Raw genomic sequence first — 17,042 nt, 5'->3', positions numbered from 1 at the left:
ACTGTCTAATCCTGCTACCCTAAGAGATAGAGACGGAGGGATGGAAGGATGAACCAAAATACGGAGCAATTGCGGACAGAGCCCATCGGCCGACTCCTGTTTAAGTTATCGCTACCCGCGATGATCGGGATGCTCGTGACGGCGCTCTACAATATCATTGATACGATTTTTGTCGCTCGTGGCATTGGCGCTTCGGCCGTCGCTGCCATCGGGATTGCGTTTCCCATACAGATGATCTTAATGGCCGTGTCGAGTGCTGTTGGTCTCGGTGGCGCCTCCATCAGTTCTAGGAAGTTAGGGAGAGGAGACGATGCCGGTGCGGCTGTCACATTTTTGAATGTGCTCGTCCTCGTCGGATTGTTTGCTGCCCTAGCGGTGAGTTCCGCTTTCTTTATGTTGGATGAGATTTTAATGGTCTTCGGGGCGACGTCCGAGATTATGGAGCTCAGTCGACAGTACTTATCGGTTGTTTTGATCAGTTCACCATTCTTTATGTTCACGCTTGCTTCGAGTGCGATGGTTCGTGCCGAAGGTCAGGCACCGTATCAAATGAAGGTCATGTTGACGACCGTTCTCGTCAATCTCGTCACGACGCCACTTTTCATCTTCACGTTCGACTGGGGGATGTACGGTGCAGCGACTTCGACGGCACTCGCTCAAGTCATCGGTTCCATATTGATGCTTCGATTCTTCTTCGCCCGAAAACCAAAAACGGAACTGCGCTTCAAATGGCGACAGTTCCGGATACGATTCGATGAGATGAAAGAGATTATGGCAATCGGTTCATCTTCATTCATCATGATGGTGTCCCAATCCATCTTGTTCGTTGGCGTCAACGTGATGCTCGGAACATACGGTGGGACAGAGGAGTTGGCGATTTTCGCCATCATCAATAAGTTCATGGCGCTCGTTGGCATGCCAATCATGGGAATTGTCCAAGGGATGCAACCGATTGTCGGATATAACTATGGTGCCGAAAGATACGATCGTATGCGCGAAACCATATGGACAGCGATGCGGGCTGGGATTGCAATCGCTGTGATCATCTGGCTCATCTTGCAGCTATTCCCGAATACGTTGATGGGATGGTTCTCGACGGACGAGGCATTGATTGCGGGAGGCGTGACGGCGATTCACATCTTGTTCGCGGTCTCGTTTTTACCGAGTGTTCAAATGCTCGTTAACGGGATTTACCAGTCACTCGGGAAAGCGCGAGTCGCCATGTTCTTGTCCCTTTCACGTCAGACCCTCTATACGATTCCGCTCGTCTTTATACTCCCGTCGTTCTTCGGAGTGTTCGGGGTATGGTTGGCGTTTCCGATTGCCGATGCGATGACGTTTTTGACAGCGGTCGCCTTGGCGTTCTGGGACCGTAAATTATTGTTCCGTCCTTCAGAAGAAGATCAAGAAGCGAATGATGTAAATCCGAAAGCGACAAACTTATAATCAAACGTCCGCTCGTGTCGAGCGGGCATCTTCTTTTAGGAACAAGTAAATCCCGCCAAGCAAGACGATGGCGCCGAGCCACTGGAACGGACCGAGTCGCTCACCGAAAAAGGCGTACCCAAATAGCATTCCCCATAAGGCCTCTCCAAGGATGGTAATACTGACGACGGTCGCACTGACCCGAGCGAGTGCATAATTGAACAGGTTATGCCCTAAAATCGTCGGGAAGAAGGCAAGGGCGAGGAAATACCACCAGTTGACCATTTCAAAGTCCGTGAACGTCGTCCCGCGTACGAGGAGCATGAAGCAAAGGACGACCGTCGCGACGAGATAGACGCTAAACGAGTACGTATTCGTGTTCATCGATGTCCGGACATGTTGACCGACGAGCCAGTACCCTGCGATGAGGATGGCGGCAATCAGAGCGAGCAGGTCACCAAATAGTGCTTCTCGTCCGAGCTGAATATCACCTGCAGCGACAAGCATCCCACCGAGGACAGCTACGAGCGCGTATGCCAATCCTTTTCGCGTCGGGTTCTTTTTAAAGATCAAGGCGTTTCCAATTAAGACGAAAATCGGACTCGATGTGACAAAAAGAGTGGAGCTGGCGACTGTCGTATAATCGAGTGATAAAAACCAGAGCCAAAAGTGAAACGCGAGCAACGTTCCGCTAAGTAACAAAGCATATCGTGTCATCAATCGCGTTGTGATGAGTGATTTGAAATCGACGAATGGAAGTAGCATGAGACATGTGATCAGCATGCGGTAAAACGCAGCTGTCTCAGCTGGAGCAGACGTCCATTTGACGAACAAGACGCTCGTCGACAAGAAAAAAACGGCAGCGAATAAAATGAGGTAAGACATGACGACACTCCTTCACATATGTATGTTCTCTGTTAATCATATCGGAAAACAGCCGTGTGGCAAGATATGATTCATGGAATACAAACAAATGCTCCCCTCTCGATATGTCCATCCTCGACTTGGTATAGTAAAATACATAGAAGAAGCAATCCCACCATGTACGTCTTGCCACGAAACTGAAGGCAAAGTAAGGAGTTCTTATGAGACTAATCATCGCGGAAAAGCCATCACAAGCTCAAAAGTTGGCGGCTCCCTACCCATCTAAAAAAAGAAAAGATGAGATTGAAATCTCACCATGTTCACGTTTCCCGGAAGGAGCAATCGTCGTCTGGGCGGTCGGTCACCTTTGCGAACTGCAGGAGCCTTCACACTATCGTCCTGAATGGAAGTCTTGGAAATACGAGGCACTTCCGATTGTTCCGGAACGGTTCGATTATCGAATCTCAAAAGGAAAATCAAAGCCGTTTTATGCCATCAAGAAATGGCTACATGACCGCTCCATCACCGATGTGATTATCGCTTCGGATGCCGAGCGGGAAGGGGAGGCGATTGTTCGATTAATTCTTCGACTCGCTGGAAACAAAAAACCGTTAGCGCGACTATGGATTTCGAGTTTGACGGAACAAGCGGTCGACCGCGGATTCTCTCAACTGTTACCGGGTGAGCAAACAGTCCCTTATTATCATGAGGCGATGAGTCGCGCATGTGCCGACTGGCTCGTTGGCATGAACGCTTCCCGTGCATACACGACCTTGTTGAAAACAATCGGGATCGAGGACGTGTTCTCGCTCGGTCGTGTCCAGACTCCGACACTCGCCTTGATTGTCAATCGCGAACGAGAAATCAAGCAGTTCGTGCCAGAACCGTACTTTGAAGTCGAGGCGACACTTGCAAAAGGTCGGGGCACGTTCAAAGCGAAATATACACTCGGAAAGACGACGAAGCTCAAAACGCGTGAGGAAGCAGACGCGGTTGTGAAGCGAGCTTCTGGCACCGCAACAGTCAAAACAATCGACAAAGAAGAAAAGATAGAGCAACCTCCATTTTGGTTCAGTTTATCCGGGCTTCAGGCAGAAGCAGGGAAACGATTCGGTTTCGGGGCGAAAAAGACGCTCGATATCGCTCAAAAGCTTTACACGAAAGGGTGGATCAGCTATCCTCGGACGGATTCTGGCTTCGTCACCCCAGATGAAGCGACGCTATTTCCTCAGACGAAGGCGAGACTGCTGAAGTCAGCCGCCTATGAAGGTCTTCGCGACATCTTAACCGAGGACCCGTCAAAAAATCGTCGTTACGTCAATGCGAAAAAGGTCAGTGATCACTACGCAATCATTCCGACCGAAGCTTGTGGTGATGTCACACGTCTAAGCGGCGATGAGGCAAAGCTGTACGATTTGATTAACCGACGTTTTCTCGCGGCATTTGCACCGGCGGCGAAGCTCGAGAAGACGACAGTTGACTTGATTGATGGAAACGATTTGTATCGGGCAAAAGGTACCGTCGTCGTGAGTCCAGGCTATCGTCAAGTCGTCGAGATGAAATCAAAAGATGTCGAGCTTCCTCCATTAACAATCGGCGAAGAATTGAAAGAGAAGAAAGTTGAAGTGTTGTCAAAACAGACGGAGCCACCGAAGCGGTATACGGAAGGTTCACTGATCATGGCGATGAAAGTCGCAGGAAAACAGCTCGATGACGAAGAGCTGATTCATATCATGAAAGAAGTCGAAGGTCTTGGCACCGAGGCGACACGCGCTAACATTATCGATGGATTGAAAAAGCGCGGTTATGTTCAACTTCAGAAAAAAGAGCTCGTTCCGACAGACAAAGGACGTCTCTTGATTGATGTGCTTGGGGACAGTATTTTAGCATCGCCTGTCATGACGGCGAAATGGGAGAAACGCCTTCACGAAATCGGCCAAGCATCGGCATCTGCCGCTGAATTCATAGAACAAGCGAAAAAGATGTCGATTCATTTGGTTGAAGAGGCGAAGTCGCGAGTCGAGGCAGCAAACCCGGAAGGTTATACGATTGAGGCGAAGCGTTACGGGAAAAAAGGAGCGACTCGACCGAAACCCTCGTTTGGAGTCTGTCCGAATTGTGGCAAAGCCCTCGTTGAGCATCCGAAGTTCATCGGTTGTAGTGGTTACCGGGAAGGATGTCGCTTCACCGTCTCCAAACAGGTGCTCGGCGTCGGACTTGTCAAAGATGAGTTGAAGCAAATGATCAACGGAGGTCAATCGAACGTGCATACGTTCAAAAAAGGCGAGAAGACGTTCAATGCTTCTTTATATCTTGAAAAAGGGACGCTCCGATTCGAATTCAAATAAAAGAAGGGTCGCGTTTTAGAGCGGCCCTTCTGTCTTGTCAGTCTTCTCTCTTTTCTGGTCGTCCTCGATGCGACGATTGATTTCGTCATAGTCTAGAACGATGTCGTCTTTGTTATCTTTGTAGGCATATCCTTTTTGAATGACGACGATGGATGCGATGAGGACGAGTAAAATAATCAAACCGCTGACGGCAAATATCCAGGCCATAAGAACCCCTCACTTTCTCTCTTCAGTATGCCAAATAGTGAGTCGATTCTTCAACTGGAACGAACAGACGGTAATTTCGTGTGACATTGAAAAGATATGGTACAATACGATGTAGAACACTACGTAGAGAAGGAAGGGATAGTCATGGCGATTTTGATTGTGGACGACGAACCGGTCAATACGCTCGTTCTCGAGCAACTGCTTCACCAGCACGACTATGAGACGATATCGGTCTCGAGCGGAGAAGAAGCGCTCGATTTATTGATGGCCCCACAAGCCGCATCGCTGTATGATCTCGTCCTGTTGGATGTCGAGATGCCCGGGATTTCTGGAATCGAGACATGTAAACGAATTCGACAGATGGCTGATTACGAAGAAATGCCAGTTATCATGGTGTCGGGTCGTACAGATGAAAAGCAGATTGCTGAAGGACTAGATGCAGGAGCGTCAGACTATACGACGAAACCAATCAAGGTGACGGAGTTGCTCGCACGTATCCGCTCTGCTCTTCGCTATAAAGCGGCCGTCGATGAGCGGAAAATCTATGAGGCACGTCTCCAATACGATTTGGATCTTGCGCAAAAAATCCAACAAAGTGCGCTCACGCCACCAATCAGTAATGAAGAGATTGACGTGCGCGCTCTCTATCTTCCATCAAAAAAATTAGCAGGGGATATGTATGCGTGGTTCCAGGTCGCACCGGATCGGTATGGTGTCATCATCTTTGATGTCATGGGTCATGGGGTCTCTTCGGCACTCATTACGATGGGTATTCGCTCGATTCTTCCGGGACTTGTTGGAAATGTTCAATATCCGGTGGACGTGATGACCGAGTTGAATCGTCAAATGACGTTCTTATTCTCGGGTGACGATATGCATAGTTATTTTACAGCGGTGTATTGCTATATCGATACAACGAAACGTCGAATTGAGTATGTGAATGCAGGGCATCCTCCAGTCATTGTGACGTCAGAAGAAGGCAATTGTCGTCTTGAGACGACGGGAGTACCTGTTGGCATGTTCGAAGAGCCAAATTATGAGTCTAAAGAAGTTGATATTGCTCCGGGTATGACACTTCACATGTACACGGATGGACTCATGGAATGTTACAGCAAAGATATTGACGATGGGATTCGTTGGCTTGAGAAGGATGTCTCCACGTACGGTCTCGACTATAGTCGTCACGTCGCAGAGCAACTCGTCCCCAAAATTGAAATTGAGGATGACCTTTGTCTCGTCACGGTCAAGATCTCATAACAAAGAGCCTGACGTATGATGCGTCAGGCTCTTGTACGTTTAGAAATATCGCTTTCGCCATAGGATATAAAAGGCAAGACCAGAAAATCCAATCATCATAGTAATCGCCATGATGAATCCGAACGGCTGTCCTTCCCATGGAACTTGGACGTTCATCCCAAAAATTCCAGAAATCATCGTTGGAATACTGAGTACAATCGTAATCGACGCTAAGAACTTCATGACGAAGTTGACGTTGTTCGAAATGATTGATCCGAATGCTTCCATCTTAATGCTGATGATATCATTATAGATTGACGCCATTTCCATGGCCTGGCGGTGTTCGACGAACACATCTTCTAATAGTTCTTCGTCCTCTTCATGTTTCTCCAAACTTGGTGTCTTGACGATTCGGTCTAAGACACTATCGTTCGCTTTCAAAGAGGTCATGAAGTAGACGAGGGATTTTTGCAGGTTCATCAATTGAAAGATCTCTTGATTTCGCATCGAACGTTGTAGTTCCTGTTCAAGCTCGTCCATTCTCCGGTCGATTTGTCGCAAGAAGCGTAAGTACGTCATACTCACCCGATGTAAAATCTGAAAGACGAAACGACTTCGATAATTCGTCCGGAACAGTCGTGCTTTGCCGTTTGCGAACAAGTTCAAGACGTCAAGCTCACGTGAGCAGACGGTGATGAAATGTCGTCCAGTCACGATGATACCGAGCGGGATTGTATTGTAAGTTCGCCCCGTATCATCTTCCTCCACGTACGGGACGTCAATGATCATGAGAAGACCCTCATCATCTTTTTCAAAACGCGGTTTTTCTTCGATATCAAGTGGGTCATATACAAAGTCTTCTGGAATGCCGGACGCCTCGATGACTTGATCGGCCTCATCTTTTGTCGGATTCACGAGTTGAATCCAGCTTCCTTTATCAAAGTCTTCGATTTCATCCACATGGCCTGATGCGTCAGTACGGTAAATCGTCAGCATGCATCTTCCTCCTACCTTAACTCAATCTTATTATAGGTAGCGAAAATGAAGAGTGCAATCCAAAGCAGGAGATTTTTTGTTTTCTCTAGAAAACATGTTACAGTGAGAGGGAACGGTTGGATAATCGTTTATTGAGGAGGGGTTATATTGACAAAAATGCCCGAAGACGCTCTGTTCAATGAAGATAAATTAGCGGAGCTCCACCAAATCGCAAATGGAAATATGGATTTTTTAAATAAAATTGCTACCACATATATTAAGCAGTTCGAAGAAAAATACCCTGAATTGCAAGCAGCTGTCGAGTCGAATGACTATTCACGGGTCGAACAACTCGCCCATTTATTAAAAGGGGCGTCCTATTCGGTCGGCTTGGAACAGACAGCGCTTCTTTTTCATGACCTTGAAGTGGCAGGCGAGAATGCACATCTTGAAGGTGCAAATGAGACACTCGCGACAATCGAGTCGCATAGTCAGCGTTTTTTAGTCGAATGGAACCATCATTTTGAGCAGTTGACGTAAAAAAGTTTGCGACCGTGAAGTCGCAAACTTTTTTGTTATCCTACAAATTCGTCGAGTGTCGCAATCAAAATCCCGATTTCAGGTTTCGTGATTTGAGCGTTCGCCCCGACGGCCTCACCCTTATGCTTCAAGTCGTCTGAGATAAGTGACGAGAAGATGATGATTGGGAGGGACGCATAGCGGTCCATCTCTCGAAGACGCTTTGTCAAATGGAGTCCATCCATCTGTGGCATCTCGATGTCCGTGATGAGAAGGTCACACTCTACACCATCTTGTTCGAACGCATCGAGCGCCTCTTTCCCATTGTTGAAGACGGTCGTATTGAAGTATCCGGCATCATCCAACGTATCGAGGATGAGCGTTCGGAGCATTTCCGAATCTTCAGCAATCCAAATGTTTTTATTCGAACGTTCGCGAGCCCCGAGGCGTTTGACCGATTCGCGGGCCATGATATCTTTACGAGAAAGTTCGAGTGCGATTCGTTCATAATCAAGTAAGATGATCATTTGGTCACCTGTTTTGACGACACCATTCGTGATGCCTTGGACGCCGCGTGCAAGGTCGGAAGGCGTATCAATCTGCTCCCACGAGATGCGTTTGATCTCCGTCACTTGGTCGACGCGAAGAACTGATTTTTCCCCGTTAAACTCACAGACAATCAATCGATCGTCACTTCCGACCTCACGCGGATGATTGATGACCATCGGAAGGTCGATGACGGTCATGACTTCGCCCCGTAATTCAATCAGTCCCATGATTGCTTCTGGTGTACCCGGAAGAGGTGTCAATGGAAGCATCGTGATGATTTCACGTACTTTCATGACGTTGATTCCGAATAAGAACGGTCCAGCTTGGAAGATGACGATTTCAAGTTCGTTCGTTCCAGCCTCAAGTAAAATATTATGATCAGTGCTCAATGGTTGTCCCTCCTATTTCACGTACTCTCTTCTTTACTATCGGTTTCGAATCATCAAATCTATAGTGAAAAATTGTCGAACTCTCGTCAGAATTCACAAAAAGTTTCATAGTAACCGTTTACATCTTATAAACTGAATCATTATAGTTGTCCAATGCAAAAAAATCTGCATACAATGGGGTTGGCAACGAGATATTACAGCTTACTCAGGAGGCAGATAGAGATGATGAGTATGAACACATATCCATATTTATTAAATGGTCAATGGCAGGAATCATCAAGTCAGGAAACGATTGAACTCGTTTCACCATATAAAGACGAAGTCGTAGGTCGCGTTCAGGCGATGTCACGCGATGAAGTCGATGCAGCCATCCATGGCGCAAAACGTGCACAACAAGAATGGGCGACGCTTCCGGTCAACAAGCGCGCTGAATTGTTGTATGCATGGGCAGAGAAACTCGAAGAACGCGTCGATGAGATCGGTCAAATCATCATGCAAGAAGTCGGGAAAAACTTGAACGACGCGAAAAAAGAAGTCGTTCGCACAGCTGAAATCATCCGTTACACAGCGGAAGAAGGCATTCGTTTCAATGGTGGATTCATGCAAGGTGATTCGTTCCCTGGTGGTTCGAAAAACAAGATGGCCATCATCAAGAAAGAGGCGCTTGGTGTCGTGCTCGCGATTTCACCGTTCAACTACCCGGTCAACTTGGCAGCGGCAAAAATTGCACCTGCTCTCGTCACAGGTAATGCGGTCGTCTTCAAACCAGCAACTCAAGGTGCAATCAGCGGAATCAAGATGGTCGAAGCCCTTCATGACGCAGGACTTCCAAAAGGTCTCTTGAATCTCGTGACAGGACGCGGTTCGGTCATAGGAGATTACTTGACGTCTCACCCAGGAATCGACATGATCACATTCACAGGTGGAACAGGTACAGGTCAACACTTGTCACAACAAGCGTCAATGGTACCGGTCGTGCTCGAACTCGGTGGGAAAGATCCGGCACTCGTCCTTGAGGATGCGGATTTGACACTTGCGGCAGATCAAATTGTCAGTGGTGCATTCTCGTACTCAGGTCAACGTTGTACAGCCATCAAACGCGTCTTCGTCCTCGAAGACCAAGCGGATGAACTCGTTGGCATGTTGAAAGAACGCGTCGCGAAACTCTCGGTCGGTTCGCCTGAAGAGAACAGCTTCATCGTTCCTTTAGTCGATGCGAAAACGACAGATTACGTTCAAGGTTTGATTGACGATGCGGTCAACAAAAAGGCGACGGTCGTTCATGGAAATGAGCGTGAAGGAAACCTTATTTATCCGACATTACTCGATCATGTGACGACAGACATGCGTGTCGCATGGGAAGAGCCGTTCGGACCAGTCCTTCCTGTCATCCGCGTGAAATCACTCGAAGAGATGATTGAACTCACGAACGAATCTGAGTTCGGTCTTCAAGCGAGTGTCTTCACTCAAAATGTGAATAGCGCCTTTACAGTCGCTGACAAGCTAGAAGTCGGTACGGTCCAAGTGAACGGACGTACGGAACGTGGTCCAGACCACTTCCCATTCATCGGCGTGAAACAATCGGGACTTGGCGTTCAAGGAATCGGGCGTAGCCTCGAGACGATGACACGCGATAAAGTGACGGTTATCAACTTATAATATTCACCATTCGTGAGGGGGAGATGTCCCCCTCTTTTTTGTTTGATTGAAAACGCATCTTTCAGACGGGTATAATGGAGAAAGACAGGAAGAAGGGGTGGTGATGACGTGGCGGACTGGATTTCAAGCCAACTGGCAAGACTCGATATTCCGACACCGTTCGAAGTTGGAAACGTGAACGTATATATCGTTGAACATAAGAATCGCTTTTTTATGGTCGACTGTGGACCAGATACGGAAGAAGCGTGGACTTCATTGAATCGGCAACTTGAAGAGCTTGAACTATCGTTGTCTGACATCGACTTTTTATTTTTGACGCATCATCATGCCGACCATGCGGGGCAGGCGTGGCGACTTCGTGATGCCTCGATTCCGGTGTATGGGCACGAGAAGCTCGTTCGATACTTAGAACAAACCCCGAATTTTCTAAAAAGGGGCAACCACTTTTTACATGAATTGGCGCTCTCGTTTGGAGCACCGGCGCCACTCGTGGAAAAATTGCCAGACTATCGGGAAGCATTACGTTGGATTGGGCCGACGACTGTCACCATGACGTTCAGTGACGGACAAGCTGTGACACCGGACGGGGCGTGGCAAACGATTCATTTGCCGGGACATGCGAGTGACCAGCTCGGATTGATCGGTCCTGGAGGCGTTTTGATTGCGGGAGATCACTTGATTGATAAGGTCGAACCAAATCCACTCATTGAACAACCGTATGAGGGTGAAGGGTTTGCCTCACCAGTTATTCTCTACATCGATTCACTTAAAAAGTTGCGTGGAATCGATTTGAAACTTGTCGTCAGTGGACATGGTGAACCGATTCATCATCCGAACGATTTGATTGAGAGCCGAATCCGACAACGGTATGAACGCAGTGAACAATTGCTCGCCGAATGGGAAGATGGACTCAGTGTCTTTGATTGGTCGATGAAATTATATGGGAGAAAGATGCGAAGTGGTATGCCACTCGTCTTTAGCGAGGTGTTCGCACGACTCAGTTTACTCGAAGAGCGTGGCGACATCGAGAGACGCCGAGATGACCAAAAATGGATTTATACAAAGAAAGAAGAGATGTCATGAAACGGGTAGTCATTACAGGTGCGTCAAGCGGACTCGGTGCCGCATTGGCGCATTCTTTTTATGAAAAAGGATATAGCGTGTTATTGATTGGAAGACATGAAGAACGTCTGAAAACCATTGCGACCATGTGTGAGGGAGAATGGATACGCGCGGACGTCACGAAGGCGGATGCTCTTGTTGATGATGTGATTGAGCGATTTGGGAAGTTTGACGTTTGGGTCAATAACGCAGGAATGGCTGAATTTGATTTCGTGACTGATCAATCGACCGATCTGATGAAAGAAACGATGCATGTGAATGCCGTCGCTCCGATGCTGTTATCGAGGAACGCTGCCCGAGTGTTAGATCGTGGAGGTGTCATCATCAACATCTGTTCGCAAGCTGCAAAAGTTCCGACACCGAAATCAGCTGTATACGCTGGGTCGAAGGCGGCACTTTTACAGTTTTCGAACGCCCTGAGACTCGAGTTGAAGCCACGTGGCATCCATGTCATGACCGTCAATCCGGGACCGATTGCCACGCCGTTCTTTGATCGGGCCGATAAGAGTGGTACATATGCCCAAAGCGTTAAAGGAATCATGCTTGATCCGAAACGATTAGCCGACGCGATTGTCAAAGGGAGTTTGACGCGCAAACGCGAGATCAATGCGCCGTGGTGGATGAATATCGGTGCGAATGTGTATGCAATATGCCCAACTATGTTCGAAATGCTCGCAAAACGGGGATTTGAGAAAAAGTAAAAAAGGGGGAGAACGATGAAGAAATGGAGAGTATTGCTCGCAACGCTTATGCTCACTTTCGTTGCAGCATGTGGGAATGAAGAGGCGGTTGAGTTTTCGGACACATTCGAAGCTGCGGCTGAGTCAGCGGAAGGGTCGACCGTCAATCTATATATGTGGGGTGGGGACGAAGGAATCAATAGCTATATTGATGACTATGTGGCACCCCGGCTTGAGGAATCTTACGATGTCGAATTAAATCGTGTCGCGATGGATACGGCAGAATTCGTACGTCAGCTATCGCTCGACAAAAAAGCGGACAGACAAGTCGGAACAATCGACGTCGTCTGGATTAACGGCGATAATTTCCGAAATGCGAAAGAAGCAGGACTCCTTCGGGATGGACTGATGGAGCGTGTCCCAAATGCCACGTTATTAAATGAAACGGCTCAACAATCAGATGCCGGTACACCGACAGATGACTTGGAACTCGCTTGGGGAAATGTACAGTTTATCTTGCATTACGATGCAGCGAAAGTAGACAATCCTCCAGAATCGTTTGAGGAATTACGTCGCTGGACCGAAGACAACCCAGGTCGTTTCACGTATCCTGAAGTCACAGATTTCACTGGAAATGCTTTTGTCCGCCATCTTTTATATGAGCGCTACGGTGATGAATTGAACAAAAATGCGACCGTTGAAGAGTCGTTCTGGGATGATTTGAAAGCGTGGTCCCCGAATTTATGGAAAGAAGGACAGACGTATCCGAAGACGCTTGAACAACTCGATCAACTCTATGCATCAGGGGAAGTTTGGATGACAATGGGCTTCAATGAACGTCGAGCCGAAGCGGAAGTGAAGGAAGGCATCTTCCCGAAAGAGACACGTGCACTTCTCTTAGATCACTCGATTGCCTCGACGCACTTTTTGGCTATCCCCTTCAATTCACCAAATCCAGATGGGGCGCTCGTTCTCATTCAAGAACTGTTATCGCCAGAAGCTCAGCTCGTGAAACAAGGTCCTGATTATTGGGGAGATGGGACGTCACTCGATTTAACAAAACTTGATGCAAACGACCAAAAAGCCTTCGAAGAGCTAGGAGACGGCGTGACGTATCCAAATTCAGAACAGTTGCTCGAACGCTCGATTCCAGATTACGGACCGAACATCATTGATGCCGTACGCGAGGAGTGGCCGAGTGTTGCGAAGTAGTGTCGCGTTATCAATTCTCGTATCTTTTTTGCCGCTCGCTGCCCTCTTTTTTCTAGGAATGGAGGCGCTCGGGACGGATTGGGGCGCACTGTTGACAGACGAAACGTGGCGAGATAGTTTATTCACTACGCTTTATGTCGTCAGTGTGTCGACAATCGTATCGCTCGTCCTCGGAACGTGGGTTGCACGGACGGTTGTAAATCAACGATGGCGATTCACATCGACAATCTTGAAAATCCCGATGTTCGTTCCTCACATCGCAGCGGCGTATTTGTTTTGGCTATTATTTAGTGGGTCCAATGGTTTTTGGGGGATTGAGTCGAACGAGCGAGATTATGTGACGGTCATCCTGACATACATATGGAAGGAGACTCCGTTTGTCTTTTTAATGATGATTGGAACGTACGAACAATTGAATCGGGGTTACGTAGAAACGGCGAAAACGCTGCAACTTTCTCCCTATGCACAGTTCAAACATGCAGAGTTCCCGTTCTTGATTAAACCGTTGCTCGACTCGACTTGGATTTTAATCGCTTTTATTTCATTTGCGTATGAGGTTCCGGCACTGCTCGGTGTGACCTATCCGAAACTAATTGGTGTCCTCGCATACGAACGACTCTCTACGGGACTCTATTTGGAGGCGACAGAACCGTATGCCGTCGCCCTTATTTGGACATGTTTTGTCGGATTCGGTGTATTTGTGTCTTACGTGATGACCGCATCCGTTCGACGACGGATTGAACGGGGGGTAAGACGATGATTCGTCAAGGATTCATCCTACTTATTGCGCTATTCCCATTCGTCAGTTTATTTTTAGTCGCTCCGTCAATGGAAATCGGGAATGTTGAGTACATTGTTCATACGGTTGGATTAACCATCATTCTATCCGGAATCAATGTATGGCTCGCGACGACATTTGCCTGGTGGCTCTTATGGACAGAATCGAGATGGAAAAGTGTCATAGAATGGCTTGTGTTTTTACCGCTGTTCATTCCGATGCTTGCCACTTTGTTTGGGCTTTACCTGATCTTAGCGGAAGTTGGGCTAATCGGGACTTATATCGGAGTCATACTTGCCTTGCTCGTCGTGACGATTCCATATTCAATCCGTCTCGCTTATAACGGAATGGCGGTCATCGGTCGTCCACTTTTAGAACAGGCACGACTATTGCCGATGAGTCGACGAGTCGTCTATGTACTGTATCCGCTCTTCTCGAGAATGATGCGGACCATCGCGTTATTCACGACCGTCATTTTACTCAGTCAATTCGCACTCATTCAGCTGATCGGTGCAGGATTGATCCCGACGGTGACGACAGAATTGTATCAATCTTACGCGGGAAACAATAGGAGTCTCGCGCTCTCGAACACATGGATGCTCATCTTATTCCCCGTAGTCATCTATTTTTTGCTTTCCGGATGGAATCGGTGGATGGTGCGTATGCTGAAAGGACGTCTACAATGAGTTTGAATGTACACGATTTACGTAAACAATTTGGATCAAGACACATATTAGATGGTGTCAATTTTAAAGTCGCACCTCATGACATTCATGCAATCGTCGGGGTGAGCGGCTCAGGGAAATCGACAATTCTCCGAATCATCGCAGGTCTCGAGACGGCTGATGGAGGTGATGTGTGGTGGAATCATCGCTCCTTGAACAACATTCCCGCCCATAAACGTCGCGTCACGATGCTATCGCAGACCGCATTGTTGTTCCCACATCTGACGGTAGGGGAGAACGTCACACTCGCGACACGTGGGCGTTCACGTAAACAAGCAGAACATTGGTTACAGGTCGTTCGCCTCGCTGACCGGTACAATGCTGAAATACACGAACTATCGGGTGGAGAACAGCAACGCGTGAGCCTTGCCCGGGCTCTAGCGGCAGAACCGGAACTTCTGTTATTGGATGAACCGTTCACAAACCTTGATCCGAAGCTAAAACTTGATTTGCAACGTTTCATCCGTGACTTAGTCAAAGAGCTCGGCCTCACGGCAGTATTGGTCACCCATGACCGAGAAGAGGCGATGCTCATGGCAGATCGAGTGACACTGCTTGAAGCTGGCAAGGTGACGCAGACAGGGACCGCAGAGGAGTTATATGACTCCGCACCTGGATTCGGAGACTTTGTCATGCTCGATGGCAAACTTCGACCATTGTCCGAGGTGGAAATATCCGAAACGATTGGTGAACCGGTGCAATTGATGAAGAAAATTTATCGGTTCGGTCAGTGCTTTGGAGAATATCATTTCGAGGATGGGAGGTCGGTCATGTTACCGACGCATGAATGGTTTCGAATCGGAATGACATATCGAATCAAACGAAAGGAGGAATACCATGCTTGATACGTACGGGAGTCGTTACGTCCAGCCTGTCATTGAACGGGGGGCGAATCGACTGCTCAAATGGAACTTTACACCGAATGAAGTAACCATTTTAGGCGGAATCATAGGGGTTTCGACAGGAATCTTTATTTATAATGACATGCACTGGACGGCCGTTATCTTATTGTGGCTATCCGGTTTGCTTGATGTCTTGGATGGGACGATGGCACGAAAATCCAAAACGACTGGATTTGGGACGGTGCTCGATCTCGTCTTGGACCGGTTTGTCGAATTGTCGGTCGTGATTGCCCTCGCACTTCGCTATCCGGAATACATGCCAATCTTTCTCATATTGATTGGATCATTTGTCATTGCGATGACGCTATTTTTGGCTGTCGGTGCAAGTAGTTCAAGGCGATCAGAGAAGACATTTTATTATCAGCCTGGAATCATTGAACGAACGGAATGCTTCATCTTGTTCACATTGATGATTCTCTTCCCGAACTGGGTCGGTGTGATTGCGCTCATCTTTTTAGTACTTGAAGTGATGACAATCACGCAACGATTCATCGAGGCGCGGAGAATTTTGCGATGAAACCAGTATTGATGTTGGCAGGACTCGGTCACGGCCAGCTTGAAATTTTGGACCGTCTTGATGAGATTCGAGAGCATTACGAAGTTCAATTCATCGGAGGACGTCAGACGGTGTATACAGGTGCCTTCCCACAAGTGATTGCCGGGCTCATGAACTCCGCGACAGTCCAATTGCCACGACTTGAACCGGTCGCAGAACGGGTTATCTCAATAGACCCTCATCAGCAAACCGTTCAAACGGAACAGGGCTTGTTTCACTACGATCAACTTGTGCTGGCGACTGGTGCAAAGAGTAGAGGCATTGGGACACCGCTTAAACCGATGTCACAAGCTTTACTTGACCGTATCGATTCGAGTCCGGTAGTGACGATTGTCGGTGGAGGCAAGGCCGGTGTAGAATTGGCGTTTACGTGCGCAAAGACGAAAGACGTGACGCTGTATGCGAAAAAGATTATGCCATACGTGCCGCTCCATAGACAGAAACAAATTGAACGTCTTCTAGTGAAATCAGGCATTATGGTCGTGAAACAACAGTTTCAAGATGACGCATCGGAGGGGCTTCTGCTAGATGCGACGGGCGTTGTTCCCGTAGAATGGTGGGCTGAATCCGGACTTGCAAAACCTGACAATTTTATAGCGACGGATGAATATTTGCGTCATCATCAGTTTACGAATATATATATAACAGGAGATATGGCATCCATTTTAAACGGAGGTGTCGATGCTGTCAGATCGGGGCGCTTTGTCGCCAAGCGCTTACTCGGTGAGACGAGTCAACCATTTCGAAGACGTCAATCGATGAATATACTATTGACGACACCAGGTCGTGCCTTGCTGACATTTGGACAGTTCACGTGGCATGGACGTCTTCCATATTATGTGAAGCGTTTCATTGACTCGCGATATGTTCGGCACTACAAGTAGTCGGAGGTCTAA

Annotated in this window: 17 protein-coding genes; 13 read left to right on the top strand and 4 right to left on the bottom strand. The window is 47.8% G+C overall.

The window, feature by feature from the left end; genetic code table 11:
* Window positions 1–48: 48 nt before the first annotated feature.
* The gene (locus LCM29_RS05370; protein WP_224861386.1) at window positions 49–1,446 is read left to right on the top strand and encodes an MATE family efflux transporter; all 1,398 of its coding nucleotides are present in this window, start codon (window positions 49–51) and stop codon (window positions 1,444–1,446) included.
* On the opposite strand, the gene LCM29_RS05365 is transcribed toward LCM29_RS05370, so the two are convergent.
* A complete protein-coding gene (locus tag LCM29_RS05365) occupies window positions 1,447–2,310 on the bottom strand; it encodes a DMT family transporter (RefSeq protein WP_224861385.1) in 864 nt (287 codons plus the stop codon). It abuts the gene before it with no gap.
* A 200-nt stretch (window positions 2,311–2,510) separates the two neighbouring features.
* On the opposite strand from LCM29_RS05365, the gene LCM29_RS05360 reads away from it, so the two are divergent.
* Window positions 2,511–4,637 (top strand): DNA topoisomerase III, encoded by a 2,127-nt coding sequence (locus LCM29_RS05360; protein WP_224861384.1) that lies wholly within the window; start codon window positions 2,511–2,513, stop codon window positions 4,635–4,637.
* A gap of 15 nt (window positions 4,638–4,652) precedes the next feature.
* Here the strand turns inward: LCM29_RS05360 and ytzI are convergent, their stop codons facing one another.
* Window positions 4,653–4,844, bottom strand: coding sequence for a YtzI protein (gene ytzI, locus LCM29_RS05355; protein WP_074033260.1), 192 nt, complete (start codon window positions 4,842–4,844; stop codon window positions 4,653–4,655).
* 144 nt (window positions 4,845–4,988) lie between these two features.
* Between ytzI and LCM29_RS05350 the strand changes: the two genes are divergently transcribed.
* Window positions 4,989–6,101: a PP2C family protein-serine/threonine phosphatase gene (locus tag LCM29_RS05350; protein WP_214782480.1), complete on the top strand. Its 1,113-nt coding sequence runs from the start codon at window positions 4,989–4,991 to the stop codon at window positions 6,099–6,101.
* Between the two features lie 39 nt (window positions 6,102–6,140).
* On the opposite strand, the gene LCM29_RS05345 is transcribed toward LCM29_RS05350, so the two are convergent.
* On the bottom strand, window positions 6,141–7,076 hold the full coding sequence (locus LCM29_RS05345; RefSeq protein ID WP_074033258.1) for a magnesium transporter CorA family protein: 936 nt from the start codon (window positions 7,074–7,076) through the stop codon (window positions 6,141–6,143).
* Between the two features lie 156 nt (window positions 7,077–7,232).
* Here LCM29_RS05345 and LCM29_RS05340 point away from each other — a divergent pair, with 156 nt between their 5' ends.
* Window positions 7,233–7,595, top strand: a complete 363-nt coding sequence (locus LCM29_RS05340) for an Hpt domain-containing protein (protein WP_214784029.1) — start codon at window positions 7,233–7,235, stop codon at window positions 7,593–7,595.
* A gap of 35 nt (window positions 7,596–7,630) precedes the next feature.
* On the opposite strand, the gene LCM29_RS05335 is transcribed toward LCM29_RS05340, so the two are convergent.
* Window positions 7,631–8,512 (bottom strand): chemotaxis protein CheV, encoded by an 882-nt coding sequence (locus LCM29_RS05335; RefSeq protein WP_214692850.1) that lies wholly within the window; start codon window positions 8,510–8,512, stop codon window positions 7,631–7,633.
* Between the two features lie 222 nt (window positions 8,513–8,734).
* On the opposite strand from LCM29_RS05335, the gene LCM29_RS05330 reads away from it, so the two are divergent.
* The 9 genes from LCM29_RS05330 to LCM29_RS05290 all read left to right on the top strand — a co-directional run bounded on the left by LCM29_RS05330 (window position 8,735) and on the right by LCM29_RS05290 (window position 17,030).
* Window positions 8,735–10,171, top strand: coding sequence for an NADP-dependent glyceraldehyde-3-phosphate dehydrogenase (locus LCM29_RS05330; RefSeq protein ID WP_214692848.1), 1,437 nt, complete (start codon window positions 8,735–8,737; stop codon window positions 10,169–10,171).
* A gap of 108 nt (window positions 10,172–10,279) precedes the next feature.
* Complete coding sequence (locus tag LCM29_RS05325; RefSeq protein WP_224861382.1) at window positions 10,280–11,254, top strand: MBL fold metallo-hydrolase; 975 nt, start codon at window positions 10,280–10,282, stop codon at window positions 11,252–11,254.
* The gene (locus LCM29_RS05320; RefSeq protein ID WP_224861380.1) at window positions 11,251–11,994 is read left to right on the top strand and encodes an SDR family NAD(P)-dependent oxidoreductase; all 744 of its coding nucleotides are present in this window, start codon (window positions 11,251–11,253) and stop codon (window positions 11,992–11,994) included. Before LCM29_RS05325 ends, LCM29_RS05320 begins: the two co-directional genes overlap by 4 nt.
* Before the next feature lie 15 nt (window positions 11,995–12,009).
* Window positions 12,010–13,185 carry an ABC transporter substrate-binding protein gene (locus LCM29_RS05315; protein ID WP_224861378.1) on the top strand — a complete coding sequence of 392 codons (1,176 nt, stop codon included), beginning with the start codon at window positions 12,010–12,012 and terminating at the stop codon, window positions 13,183–13,185.
* Window positions 13,172–13,945: an ABC transporter permease gene (locus tag LCM29_RS05310; protein ID WP_224861376.1), complete on the top strand. Its 774-nt coding sequence runs from the start codon at window positions 13,172–13,174 to the stop codon at window positions 13,943–13,945. The genes LCM29_RS05315 and LCM29_RS05310 overlap by 14 nt, the downstream gene beginning before the upstream one ends.
* Window positions 13,942–14,649 (top strand): ABC transporter permease subunit, encoded by a 708-nt coding sequence (locus LCM29_RS05305; protein WP_224861374.1) that lies wholly within the window; start codon window positions 13,942–13,944, stop codon window positions 14,647–14,649. Before LCM29_RS05310 ends, LCM29_RS05305 begins: the two co-directional genes overlap by 4 nt.
* The gene (locus tag LCM29_RS05300) at window positions 14,646–15,533 is read left to right on the top strand and encodes an ABC transporter ATP-binding protein (RefSeq protein WP_224861372.1); all 888 of its coding nucleotides are present in this window, start codon (window positions 14,646–14,648) and stop codon (window positions 15,531–15,533) included. Before LCM29_RS05305 ends, LCM29_RS05300 begins: the two co-directional genes overlap by 4 nt.
* Window positions 15,526–16,107, top strand: coding sequence for a CDP-alcohol phosphatidyltransferase family protein (locus LCM29_RS05295; protein ID WP_224861370.1), 582 nt, complete (start codon window positions 15,526–15,528; stop codon window positions 16,105–16,107). The genes LCM29_RS05300 and LCM29_RS05295 overlap by 8 nt, the downstream gene beginning before the upstream one ends.
* Window positions 16,104–17,030, top strand: coding sequence for an NAD(P)/FAD-dependent oxidoreductase (locus LCM29_RS05290; protein ID WP_224861368.1), 927 nt, complete (start codon window positions 16,104–16,106; stop codon window positions 17,028–17,030). Before LCM29_RS05295 ends, LCM29_RS05290 begins: the two co-directional genes overlap by 4 nt.
* The last annotated feature ends 12 nt before the right edge of the window (window positions 17,031–17,042 follow it).

The organism is Exiguobacterium aestuarii, assembly GCF_020171655.1.
Classification (GTDB): Bacteria; Bacillota; Bacilli; order Exiguobacteriales; family Exiguobacteriaceae; genus Exiguobacterium; species Exiguobacterium aestuarii_A.
Note: the sequence above shows the minus strand (reverse complement) of the source record. Positions and strands in the feature narration are given on the sequence as shown.